The sequence below is a fragment of the Pseudomonas sp. NBRC 111139 genome, from assembly GCF_001753955.1.
GTDB lineage: Bacteria > Pseudomonadota > Gammaproteobacteria > Pseudomonadales > Pseudomonadaceae > Aquipseudomonas > Aquipseudomonas alloputida.
The window spans coordinates 1-12,137 of record NZ_BCBP01000017.1 but is presented as its reverse complement, the minus strand read 5'-3'; the positions used below and the strand labels follow the sequence as shown (position 1 = coordinate 12,137).

The following is a 12,137-nucleotide window of genomic DNA, read 5'->3' as shown; positions in this document are numbered from 1 at the left end:
CTATGGCGACTATCTGGTTTTTTAATCAAGCCCACAATTCAGGATTCAAGCCAAAAATTTCCGGACAACTTATTCAAACAACCAGTTCACACTTATGCCTGCGAAACCCTTGGGTGTCCGACTCTGTATTCATGGGAAAAATCTACACAGCCATGTTTCTATTTACCTGGATATTCTCATGCTGCAATCTCATTAACGAAAATATAGATTACTCAATCAACGGCGGCGACATTTTCATTGCCATCTTGATCTCACTCCCCTTTATTTTTACCCCATTCTTAGCCTACAGAATGCTTCTCATAAAAAACTTATCGAACATATATTTAAATCGACACACAAAGAAAATCTACTATAAGCGATTCAAAAAACTCATAATATTTGACTGGAGCCAAGTCGCAGGCGGTCTTTTCAGTCGCACAGAATTCAGTGGTTCCTCCTTCACCACCAGCTATGCCCTCGCCTTCGCCCCCCGCCGGGAAGACGGCAGCCTTCACCAAAAAGACTGCCTGTGGGTCGACAGCAACGAACCCACCGAACCCGGCGTCAAGCATGTGGCCGAAGTGTGGGAATACCTCCGCCACTTCATGGACCACGGCCCGGACAAACTCCCCCCGCCCGGTGAACCCAACTGGTGGCACAAGCCACTGCACGCCATCTGCCTGACCCCGGCAGAAGCCTGGCGCCACTATGCCCCCTGGCGAACCGGCGAGCCCGGTGAAATGCAGGGCAAAAAGAACTGGCAATTGCCGTTCTGGGCCGTGCTGTTTCCCTACAACCTCTCCGTCGCCCTCTGCTGGTATGGCATCTGCCGCCTGTTCAACGTCCGAGCAGCGCCACCGCCTCCCGAAGCATTTGAGGAGGCCCCAGCGCATTCAACCAAAAAAGGGAAGCGTACATGAGCGACACCTCCGTCAGCAGCGCTACCTCCAGGCCCTGTCTGCAGTTCACGCGTCCCCATCCTGACGGTGCACTACACCAACGTGCCAGGCACCCGCGACTTCCCGGCCATGGCTGAGACCCTGTCATTTTTTCGTCTGGAGCACTGATCATGGCAACCATCTGGATATTCAATTCAACGTCATACTCCGGACACGCCCCTGCAATTGGAGGGCAGTTGGCAAACGTATCCAAGAATACCTTGTGCCTGAGAAACCCATGGATAACAGATTCCGTGTTTATGGGGAAACTATACTGCGCAATGACGATCACACTGCTGATAGGCACTTACCCTTATCTACCCCCTAACATCTCGAAACTTTACAACGAAGACATTTTATTGATGCTTTTATTATTAATAACCCCCTTCGTTTTCACTCCTTTCCTAGCTTATCGAATTTTCTTTATAAAGGGCTTATCAACCATCTGCCTCAACCGATCAACCCAAAAAATCTACTACCAACGTTTGAGCAAGGTATTTGTGTTTGAATGGAGTAACACCGGAGGTGGCATCTTCAAACGCACCGAATACGGCGGTTCATCCTTCAGCACCAGCTATGCCCTCGCCTTCGCCCCCCGCCGCGAAGACGGCAGCCCGCATCAAAAAGACTGCCTCTGGGTCGACAGCAACGAACCCACCGAACCCGGCGTCAAACATGTCGCCGAAGTGTGGGAATACCTGCGCCACTTCATGGATCACGGCCCGGACAAACTCCCCCCGCCCGGTGAACCCAACTGGTGGCACAAGCCACTCCACGCCATCTGCCTGACCCCGGCAGAAGCCTGGCGCCACTATGCCCCCTGGCGAACCGGCGAGCCCGGTGAAATGCAGGGCAAAAAGAACTGGCAATTGCCGTTCTGGGCCGTGCTGTTTCCCTACAACCTGACCGTCGCCCTCTGTTGGTACTGTGTCTGCAAGCTTTTCAATGTCCGTGCAGCGCCACCACCGGCGGATGCTTTCGAAGGGGGGGCTGCTAAGCCTGAATAGTCACGACCTGAAGTGGATAGGTAGAGAACGCTAAGCGCCTGGATGGCAAGGCGGCAAGACAGAATGAGGATGGCGCCCAGATCAAAGGGCCGTAGGACGGCGCCTGACTTATCGCAGGCAACCCAGCGTCCACAGGTTCGGCACAAATCTCAAGAGCGGTGCAATACCTGTGGCGTTGGCTTGCCGGCGATGATTGGGCGCAGCGCCTGTCAGGCGAACTTGGCCCGGGCCGCGTGCAGTTTCTTGTAGCTGTCGATCAGGCGCAGGTGGCGATCAAGGCCTTCGAGCTTCATGCTGGTCGGGGTCAGGCCATGGAAGCGCACACTGCCGTCCACCGAACCCAATACCGCATCCATGCGCGCATTGCCGAACATACGGCGGAAGTTGGCTTCGTAGTCATCCATCTCCAGTTCGTCATCCAACTGCACTTCCAGCACCACGTTCAGCGCCTGGTAGAACAGGCCGCGGTCTACGGTGTTGTCGTTGAACTGCAAGAATGCCTCAACCAGTTCCTTGGCGTCCTCAAAACGCTGTACCGCCAGGCAAATCAGCAGCTTCAGCTCCAGAATGGTCAGTTGGCCCCACACTGTGTTTTCATCGAACTCCACGCCGATCAGCGTGGTGATGGTGGTGTAGTCATCCACATCGCAATTGTCCAGGCGCTTGAGCAGCAGCTTGAGCGAGCGGCTGTCGAGGCTGTGCAGGTTGAGGATATCGGCACGGAACGACAAGGCGCGGTTGGTGTTGTCCCAGATCAGGTCCTCGACCGGGTAGATTTCCGAATAGCCCGGCACCAGGATGCGGCACGCGGTGGCGCCAAGGTTGTCGTACACCGCCATGTACACTTCCTTGCCCAGGTCTTCGAGGATGCCGAACAGGGTCGCGGCCTCCTGCTGGTTGGAGTCCTCGCCGTGCCCGGAGAAGTCCCACTCGACGAATTCGAAGTCGGCCTTGGCGCTGAAGAAGCGCCACGACACCACGCCGCTGGAGTCGATGAAATGCTCGACGAAGTTGTTCGGCTCGGTCAGCGCGTGGCTTTCGAAGGTGGGTTGCGGCAGGTCGTTCAGGCCTTCGAAGCTGCGGCCCTGCAGCAGCTCGGTGAGGCTGCGCTCCAGCGCCACTTCCAGGCTCGGGTGGGCACCGAACGAGGCAAACACGCCACCCGTGCGCGGGTTCATCAAGGTCACGCACATGACCGGGAACTCGCCCCCCAGCGACGCATCCTTGACCAGCACCGGGAAGCCCTGCTCTTCCAGGCCCTGGATGCCGGCGACGATCGCCGGGTATTTGGCCAGCACCTCTTGCGGCACGTCCGGCAGGCACAACTCGCCCTCGAGGATTTCGCGCTTCACTGCCCGCTCGAAGATTTCCGACAGGCACTGCACCTGCGCCTCGGCCAAGGTGTTGCCCGCGCTCATGCCATTGCTGAGGAACAGGTTTTCGATCAGGTTGGACGGGAAGTACACCACCTGCTGGTCGGACTGGCGCACGAACGGCAGCGAACAGATGCCCCGCGCCGTGTTACCCGAGTTGGTGTCATACAGGTGCGAACCACGCAGCTCCCCGTCAGGGTTGTAGATCGCCAGGCAGTGCTCATCGAGGATCTCGGCCGGCAACGCGTCGCGCGGGCCCGGCTTGAACCACTGCTCGTTCGGGTAGTGCACGAACGGGGCGTTGGCCAGGTCTTCGCCCCAGAACTGGTCGTTGTAGAAGAAGTTGCAGTTGAGACGCTCGATGAACTCGCCCAGCGCCGAGGCCAGCGCAGCCTCCTTGGTGGCGCCTTTACCGTTGGTAAAGCACATGGGTGACTGCGCATCGCGTACGTGCAGCGACCAGACGTTGGGCACAATGTTGCGCCACGAGGCGATCTCGATCTTCATCCCCAACCCGGCGAGGATGCCCGACATGTTGGCAATGGTCTGCTCCAGCGGCAGGTCCTTGCCGGGGATATAGGTGCTGGTGTCCGACACCGGCATCAGCAACCCCTGGGCATCGGCATCGAGGTTGTCGACCACTTCGATCACGAACTCAGGGCCGGTCTGCACCACCTTTTTTACCGTGCAGCGGTCGATGGAGCGCAGGATGCCTTGACGGTCCTTGTCGGAGATGTCTTCGGGCAATTCGACCTGGATCTTGAAGATCTGGTTGTAGCGGTTTTCCGGGTCGACGATGTTGTTCTGCGACAGGCGGATGTTTTCGGTGGGGATATCGCGGGTCTGGCAGTACAGCTTGACGAAGTAAGCCGCGCACAAGGCCGAAGACGCCAGGAAATAGTCGAACGGGCCGGGGGCCGAACCATCGCCTTTGTAGCGGATAGGTTGGTCGGCGATCACCGTGAAGTCATCGAATTTGGCTTCGAGACGGAGATTGTCGAGAAAATTGACCTTGATTTCCATGCGGGATTACCGTGATTTAAGCGTGCAAAACGAAATTGGCCGGCATTATCCGGGTTTTCGTTGCGCAAGTCCTGTTCAACGCCGACTGCAGGCTTGATTTTTCGAAACTGGCTTGCGTATTCCGCCGGATTACTTGCCTGATCCTCTGAAGCCACCCCGCCACCAGACCAGCGGTCATCCTGCTGTGCTAGCGTTTCTGCACCGGGGGACAACGTATTCCCCATGCAGATAAAACACAGCGACAACAACCGTGACGGGCAGGTGAAACCATGGAACTACGCATCAACCAGAAGACCTATCAGGTCGAGGCGGACGCCGACACGCCCCTGCTGTGGGTAATCCGCGATGACCTGGGGCTGACCGGCACCAAGTATGGCTGCGGCTTGGCCCAGTGCGGCGCCTGTTCGGTGCTGGTGGACGGCAATGTGGTGCGCGCCTGCGTTACCCCGGTGGCCGGTGTGGTGGGGCGTGAGGTCACCACCATCGAGGCGATCGAAGCCGACCCCGTCGGCAAACGGGTGGTCGCCGCCTGGGTCGAGCACCAGGTGGCTCAATGCGGCTATTGCCAGTCTGGCCAGGTCATGGCAGCCACGGCGCTGCTCAAGCACACGCCCAAACCCAGCGATGCGCAGATCGATGCAGCCATGGTCAACCTGTGCCGTTGCGGCACCTACAACGCCATCCATGCCGCCGTGCATGACCTGGCCCAGGGGGAGCAGGCCTGATGAACACGCCAGTCGATACACCCGTCGAACTGCTCAGGCTGCAGCGGGGCGAAACGGTCAACCTGTCACGTCGGCGCTTTCTTGCCGGCACCGCAGTCGGTGCCCTGGTGCTAGGTTTCGGCCTGCCCATGGGCTCGGCCCGCGTGCAGGCAGCAGCCGCCGCTGCGGCAACCGCGGAACGCGGCACCCAGGTGCCTGCATTTCTGGAGATTCGCCCGGACGGCACGGTGCGCCTGCTGAGCCCCTTTATGGAAGGCGGGCAAGGCCCTTTCACCGCCATGGCGCAGATTGTGGGTGAAGAGCTGGATGTCGACCCGGCCCATTTCGTGGTCGATAGCGCACCACCGGGCGAAGCCTACGTGGTGATGGAGAACGGCATGCGCATCACCGGTGGCAGCATGTCGGTGCGCATGAGTTACCCCACCATGCGCCGTCTGGGCGCGCTCGCCCGGGGCATGCTGCTGCAGGCGGGCGCCGAACACCTGGGTGTACCGGTCGATGAGCTTTCTACCACACCGGGTAACGTAGTACATACCACGACCGGACGTTCCGTACCCTACGGTGAGCTGGCCGGTCGCGCCATGGACCTGCCGGTGCCCGACCCGGCCAGCGTCAAGCTGCGCGACCCCAGCCAGTTTCGCTGGATTGGAAAGCCCGTACGCCGCCTGGATGCCTACGACAAGTCCACCGGCAAGGCCCAGTACTGCATCGACATCAAAGTCGACGGCATGCTCCACGCTGCCGTGCAGCATGCGCCGCGCCTGGGCATGACGGTTGGCAGCCTGCGCAACGAAGACCAGGTCAAGGCCATGAAAGGCGTACATTCTGTGCATCAGCTGCCAGGCGCCGTGGCTGTGGTCGCCGAGCGCTGGTGGCACGCCAAGCGTGCAGTGGAAGCGATTCAGGTGGACTGGAAAGAACCGGCCGCCGACAGCAAAGTGCGACCGATGCCGGCCGATTTTTCCAGCGACGCCTGGCGCGAACACCTCGCGACGGTGCAAGGGCCATCCCGTGATGAAGAGAACGAAGGGGATATTGCCGGCGCCTTGGCCAACGCCAAGACCCAGGTCGAGGCCAGCTACCACAACCAGTACCTGAACCATGCCCAGCTGGAGCCACCGTCCGCCCTCGCCCGCTTCAACCCGGACGGCAGCCTCGACGTCTGGCTGCCCAACCAGGCCCCGGACATGTTCCGTGACGACATTGCCAGACGCACCGGCCTGGAGCCTGCACAAATCAACCTGCACTCGCCGCTGCTGGGCGGCTTCTTTGGCCGCCACTTCCTGTACGACTCTGCCAACCCCTACCCGCAGGCCATTGCCCTGGCCAAAGCGGTTGGCCGGCCGGTGAAGCTTATCTGGAGCCGCGAGGAGGAGTTTTTGCGCGATGTACTGCGCCCCGTCGCAGTGGTGAAGTTCCGCGCCGGGCTGGACGCAGACGGTATGCCAGTGGCGCTCGAAGCGGTCAGCGCCACCGAGGGCTCAACCGAGGCCCTTGCTGGAAAACAAGGGGAGAAGATCGACCCGACCGCGCTTGAGGGGCTGTCAGGCAAGTCCTACGCCATCGCCAACAAGCGCATTGCCCAGATCTATGTCAAAGGCCCGGCCATGCTCGGTTACTGGCGCTCGGTAGGTAACTCGCTGAACGACTTCTTCTACGAATCATTCCTGGACGAACTGGCTGACAAAGGTGGCAAGGACCCGTTTGAACTGCGCCTGCACCTGCTGCGCGACAACCCGAGACTGACCAACCTGCTGAACGCAGTGGCCGACTTGTCCGGCGGCTGGAAGCGCGGACCGTTCACCGCCGAGGATGGCAGCAAGCGCGCACGCGGCGTGGCCATGGCCTCACCGTTCGGCTCGGAGGCTGCAGTCATTGCCGAGGTTTCCATCGACAACGGCCAGGTCAGGGTGCACGACATCTGGCAAGCCATCGACCCAGGCAGCATCGTCAACCCGGCGATCATCGAGCATCAGGTCAACGGCGCTGTCGCCCTGGGCCTGTCGCAGACGCTGGTGGAAGAAGCGGTGTACGTGGATGGCAAGCCGCGCGCGCGCAATTATGACCTGTACCCGATTCTGCCGCCTTCGCGCATGGCCCGGGTGCATGTGCGCATCATCGAAAGCGGGGCGAAGATGGGCGGCATCGGCGAACCACCGCTGCCCGCCGTTGCCCCGGCGGTGGCCAATGCGGTCGCGCAGCTCACTGGCCAGCGCGTGCGCAGTTTGCCATTGAGCCGCCACACCTTCAGCTGATCGCACAAGGGACGCCTCATGACCCATCGTTTCGCAAGAACCGCTGGCTGGCTGGCGCTGCCGTGCCTGGTCGCGGCGGGCCTGCTGGCCTGGTATGTCACCCGTGAACCCGCATCGCCGTTTGCCGATGCACAGGCCACTGCTGCCGACCCGGCGCTGGTCAGCCGAGGCGAATACGTAGCCCGGCTCAGTGACTGCGTGGCCTGCCATAGCCTGCCGGATGGCAAACCGTTCGCCGGCGGGCTGGAAATGGCCACCCCGCTGGGGGCAATCCACGCCACCAACATCACCCCCGACCGCGACAGCGGTATCGGTAACTATACCCTGGCTGACTTCGACCGCGCCGTGCGCCAGGGTGTCGCGCCGGGTGGCCGACGCCTGTACCCGGCTATGCCTTACCCGTCCTACGCCAAGCTCAGCGATGATGATGTCAAGGCGCTGTATGCATTCTTCATGCACGGCGTGCAACCGGCGCGGCAGGCCAACCTGGCCAGCGACATCCCCTGGCCGCTGAACCTGCGCTGGCCCATCGCCTTGTGGAACGGCCTGTTCGCCGCCACCACGCCTTACACCGCCAAGGCCGGGCAGGATGCACAGTGGAACCGTGGCGCCTATATCGTCCAGGGCCCCGGGCACTGCGGCAGTTGCCATACGCCACGCGGCCTGGCCTTCAATGAAAAGGCGCTGGATGACAGCGGCAAGCCGTTCCTGTCCGGCGCACTGCTCGACGGCTGGTATGCACCCAGCCTGCGTGCCGACCACAACACCGGGCTGGGGCGCTGGAGCGAGGCCGAGATCGCGCAGTTCCTGAAGACCGGGCGCAACCGGCATGCAGTGGTATATGGTTCGATGACCGAGGCGTTCAACAACTCCACGCAATTCATGCGTGACGACGACCTGGCCGCCATCGCCCACTACCTGAAGTCGCTGCCCGGCGACCCTCAACGTGACGGCGCACCCTGGCAATACCAGGCCGAATCGCTAGCCACACGGCTGGACAGCCCAGGAGCGCGCACCTACGTGACACGCTGTGCGTCATGCCACGGCCTGGACGGCAAGGGCCAGGCCGAATGGATGCCGCCCTTGGCCGGGGCAACCTCGGCACTGGCCAAGGAGAGCGCCTCGGCAATCAATATCACGCTCAATGGTTCGCAGCGGGTGGTGGCTGCAGGGGTGCCGGACGCCTATCGCATGCCGGCTTTGCGCGAACAGCTGAGTGATCAGGAGATTGCCGACGTGCTCAGCTTTGTGCGTACGGCCTGGGGCAACCAGGGTGGTGCGGTGGATGCGCAGGCGGTAGGCAAGCTGCGTGGGCATACCGACCCGGCCAGCAGCAGCCCTATCATCTTGCATATGCGTTGAATTGGAGTGGCACATGTACCGACGCGAGGCTGCCCCCAACAAAGACCGCGCAGCACATGAGCCACTCTGTCACTGCCACCGCTCCAGATTCTGGTTCAACCACTGTTCGGGCAAGGCCCCGCCAACGATCTTCGCCATCTCCCGCGCCAGCGCCTCACGCAGCGGTGGCCGGTTGCAGGGCGACTCACGTGAGATTGCCAGGTACAACCCTTCGCTGGACACCGGTGGCTGCAACACCTGCACAGTGGCTGCGATGCCCAATGTGCGTGCCAGCGCCATGCCAGGATACTGCTCGTACACCACATAATCGCTGCGCTTGTGCATCAGCTTCTCGAACGCCTGCCTGGCACTGGGCACCGCTTCGAGGGTGAGATTGGCCTGGGCGTATTCATCGAACTGCTGGCCGTGGCTGTTGTTGACCAGAGTGCCACCCTTGCGGCCTTTGAGGTCGGCCCATTGCTGGTAGGCAAAAGCATTGTCCTGGCGCACCCAGATGACGCTGGGGGTGCGCAAAAATGGCGGGGCGATGAAGTCCACATGCTGCCGGCGCGCCTCGGTCAGGAAATACCCGGCCATCAAGTCGATCCGCCCAGTGCGCACGGCTTCCTGGGCTCGCGACCACGGCCCGGCGTAAACCACCTCTATGTCCAGCCCCAACTGCTTGCCCACGTATTTGAGCAGGTCGGCATTGGCACCGATCAATCGTTGAGGGTTTAGCGGGTCGCGCCACAGGTAGGGGGGGTACTCCGGATTTCCTGTGGCGGTCAGCCGTAAGCATGCATCATCCGCCACCGCAGCCAGGGGCAGCAGTGACAGGCACACCAGGAGCAAGACGTGGCGAAAGCAACGCTCGATCATCTACAACCCTCGGCACATGAAACACCCAGCGACCCGGCGTGATAGCCAAAGGCTGCCACCCACTGTGGTCGCCTGCAGCTATCGTCTGCGCGCTGTGGACAGTCTGGACCATCAGCAACCCGCAGACGAGCCTTTCATCGTTCAGTTGAAAAATCTGCCGAAGGACAGACAGTAAGGGCCTGCACAGCAGGCGACAACGTGGGCTTTTCAGGCACCCTGCCGTCGCATCGCCAGGATCGCCGCGCCGAAACCGATAAAGGTGGTGCCCACCACCCGGTTCACCCAGCGCGACAGCGACGGCCGGGTCAGCACCCCTTTGGCCCGCGCAGCCAAGGCGGCATACGCGCTCAGCGAAGTGAGCGACAAGGCCACGAAAATCCCGGTCAAGGTCAGGAACTGCGGCAACAACGCAGCCCCCTGGTCGATGAACTGCGGGAACAGCGCAGTAAAGAACATGGTCGCCTTGGGGTTGGTGACTGCAGTGAGGAAGGCCGATTTGAACAGTTTCAGCGGCGCGGGTCGCACCTTGGCCGCACGCTCTGCGGCCCCCTGCTCCAGCATCGGGCTCTTCTTCAGCAGTTGTCGCACGCCCAGGTAGAACAGGTAGCCCGCCCCCAGGATCTTCACGGCATTGAACAGTACTTCAGAACTGGCCAGCAGTGCGCCTAGCCCCAGCATGGCCGCAGCCGACAAGCAGAACAGGCCCGTGCCATTGCCCAGCGACGACCAGATCGCGCTGCGCTGGCCATGGGCAAGGCTGTTGTTGATAGCCATCAAAGTGGCAGGGCCGGGGCTGGCGATCGCGATGGCGGCGACCAGGGTGAACGCGAACAGCGAGTGAGAATCCATTTCAGGCTCGGCAGACAATCAGGAAAGGCTGCGTGAATTGCACGCAGGTTCAGCTGGCATTCTGCCGCTTGGCCGCCTTCTTGGCGATAGCCTTCATTCGCGTCGCCGCCCGCTGCACAGTGGCCATTTTCTCGGGCCGCTTCATGCCCCGCCACTTGCGGATTTCGTCACGGGTACGGCCGCAGCTCACGCACAGTTCACTGTTGAGCTGGCATAACGAGACGCAGGGGTTGTCGATGTCTTTGGCCATGCAACTGCTCAGCCAGGCAGCTCTGCACGCGCACGTTCGCCTGCGCTGTGGAACACCTGGCGCACTTCCTCGGCCTTGACCTTGGTTACCGACCTGGCTGCCAGCAACTCTTCGACTACGCGCAAGCCCTGCTCGAGGGCTGTGGCCAGTTGCTCGGCGTCGGAGGCGTCAGCGATATCACCCAGATAGGGAGCAATGAGATACACGTAACGGTCCTGCAGCTTGAGCGCTTCCAGCGCGTCGAGGGCTTTCTGGAACCGATCGGCAGCGGCAGGGCTCATGCTCAATTTATCGAAATGAATCAGGCTCACACGGTCAGTGGCCATTATGACGAATCTCCGTTTCCTGGTGCGGCCAGGCCCACAAGCAGCAGCGCTTCTACGATGCTCGTATGTGCGGGCCCGGGTTATGCCCATCAGGGTACCAGAAGCCGAGGCAGAAAGGGCCACTGCCCCCAGAACTAAAAGTATTTGCCAAGTCGCGTAATGGACGCCCCAGGACGTTATGGGGACATGAGCCGCCATTTGCTGCGCAGGATAATCCCGCCAGCAATCCACCCCGCCGAGGCCGTCATCGCGCTCGGCAGCCCACACAACAACAAGCCTGCGCGCTCAGGCAGACACAATGGGGCCTCATCATACATGGCAAAGGAACACATCCCCGAAACACTCGATCTTGGCGTCACAGACCCCTCGAAAACCGCAGAAGCCCGCCAGGACCGGCATTTCGAGGGCAAGCTTGACTGGATTGTCTTTGGTTTCACCAGCCTTCTGGCCATCGCCTTCGTGCTCTGGGGCTTCCTCAACCAGGTCAGCCTGGCCAGCAGCGCCTCCAGCGCGCAATCCTGGGTCATTCTCAATTTCGGCTGGTTCTTCGTGCTCACCTCCTCCCTGTTCGTGGTGTTCGTGCTATGGCTGGCCGCCAGCCGTTACGGGCGAGTGCCGCTGGGCCGTGATGGCGAACAGCCAGAATTTCGCACGGTATCCTGGGTAGCAATGATGTTCAGCGCCGGTATGGGCATCGGCCTGATGTTCTTCGGCGTGGCCGAGCCGCTGTCGCACTACATATCGCCGCCGCCCGGCTCGGCCAGCGGGCAGACCAGCGAAGCGATGCAGGTGGCAATGGCCACCACCTTGTTCCACTGGACCCTGCACCCTTGGGCCATGTACGCCATCGTCGGCCTGGTAATCGCCTACGGCACCTTCCGCCGTGGCCGCTCGCAGCTGATTTCCGCCGCCTTCCGACCACTGATCGGCAAGCACGCAAACGGCCCTCTCGGCCGCCTGATCGACATGATGGCAATCTTCGCCACGCTGTTCGGCTCGGCCGCCTCGCTGGGCCTTGGGGCGCTGCAGATTGCCGGCGGCCTGGAATACAACGGCTGGATCGAAAGCCCCGGTAAACTGTTCTACATCTCGATCATCACCCTGCTGACCATTGCCTTCGTAACCTCGGCGGTGTCGGGCATCGGCAAGGGTATCCAGTGGCTGTCCAACACCAACATGGTGCTGGCACTGG

At 61.3% G+C, this 12,137-nt stretch carries 11 protein-coding genes; 6 read left to right on the top strand and 5 right to left on the bottom strand.

Going from position 1 to position 12,137, the window contains the following annotated elements:
* Positions 1–2: 2 nt before the first annotated feature.
* On the top strand, positions 3–899 hold the full coding sequence (locus BJQ17_RS31550) for a DUF6708 domain-containing protein (protein WP_175442704.1): 897 nt from the start codon (positions 3–5) through the stop codon (positions 897–899).
* Positions 900–1,048: 149 nt separating this feature from the next.
* Positions 1,049–1,924: a DUF6708 domain-containing protein gene (locus BJQ17_RS02775; RefSeq protein ID WP_070095490.1), complete on the top strand. Its 876-nt coding sequence runs from the start codon at positions 1,049–1,051 to the stop codon at positions 1,922–1,924.
* Positions 1,925–2,133: 209 nt separating this feature from the next.
* Here the strand turns inward: BJQ17_RS02775 and BJQ17_RS02770 are convergent, their stop codons facing one another.
* Entirely contained in the window at positions 2,134–4,320 is a 2,187-nt protein-coding gene (locus tag BJQ17_RS02770; RefSeq protein WP_012052024.1) for an OsmC domain/YcaO domain-containing protein, read from the bottom strand.
* A gap of 269 nt (positions 4,321–4,589) precedes the next feature.
* Here BJQ17_RS02770 and BJQ17_RS02765 point away from each other — a divergent pair, with 269 nt between their 5' ends.
* Genes BJQ17_RS02765 through BJQ17_RS02755 form a run of 3 tightly spaced genes read left to right on the top strand, consistent with a single transcriptional unit; the run spans position 4,590 to position 8,662 of the window.
* Positions 4,590–5,045 (top strand): (2Fe-2S)-binding protein, encoded by a 456-nt coding sequence (locus tag BJQ17_RS02765; protein ID WP_003256023.1) that lies wholly within the window; start codon positions 4,590–4,592, stop codon positions 5,043–5,045.
* The gene (locus tag BJQ17_RS02760) at positions 5,045–7,300 is read left to right on the top strand and encodes a molybdopterin cofactor-binding domain-containing protein (RefSeq protein WP_070095489.1); all 2,256 of its coding nucleotides are present in this window, start codon (positions 5,045–5,047) and stop codon (positions 7,298–7,300) included. The genes BJQ17_RS02765 and BJQ17_RS02760 overlap by 1 nt, the downstream gene beginning before the upstream one ends.
* Before the next feature lie 18 nt (positions 7,301–7,318).
* Positions 7,319–8,662, top strand: coding sequence for a cytochrome c (locus BJQ17_RS02755; RefSeq protein ID WP_003256026.1), 1,344 nt, complete (start codon positions 7,319–7,321; stop codon positions 8,660–8,662).
* 69 nt (positions 8,663–8,731) lie between these two features.
* Here BJQ17_RS02755 and BJQ17_RS02750 read toward each other — a convergent pair whose 3' ends face one another.
* From BJQ17_RS02750 to BJQ17_RS02735, 4 genes are all read right to left on the bottom strand, one after another.
* Positions 8,732–9,520 (bottom strand): ABC transporter substrate-binding protein, encoded by a 789-nt coding sequence (locus BJQ17_RS02750; protein ID WP_054888972.1) that lies wholly within the window; start codon positions 9,518–9,520, stop codon positions 8,732–8,734.
* A gap of 207 nt (positions 9,521–9,727) precedes the next feature.
* Positions 9,728–10,369 carry a LysE family translocator gene (locus tag BJQ17_RS02745; RefSeq protein ID WP_003256031.1) on the bottom strand — a complete coding sequence of 214 codons (642 nt, stop codon included), beginning with the start codon at positions 10,367–10,369 and terminating at the stop codon, positions 9,728–9,730.
* A gap of 49 nt (positions 10,370–10,418) precedes the next feature.
* Positions 10,419–10,619: a DUF1289 domain-containing protein gene (locus BJQ17_RS02740; protein WP_003256032.1), complete on the bottom strand. Its 201-nt coding sequence runs from the start codon at positions 10,617–10,619 to the stop codon at positions 10,419–10,421.
* Positions 10,620–10,627: 8 nt separating this feature from the next.
* Positions 10,628–10,945 (bottom strand): hypothetical protein, encoded by a 318-nt coding sequence (locus tag BJQ17_RS02735; protein ID WP_003256033.1) that lies wholly within the window; start codon positions 10,943–10,945, stop codon positions 10,628–10,630.
* A 315-nt stretch (positions 10,946–11,260) separates the two neighbouring features.
* On the opposite strand from BJQ17_RS02735, the gene BJQ17_RS02730 reads away from it, so the two are divergent.
* A partial coding sequence (locus BJQ17_RS02730) for a BCCT family transporter (protein ID WP_175442703.1) occupies positions 11,261–12,137 on the top strand: 877 nt, incomplete at its 3' end.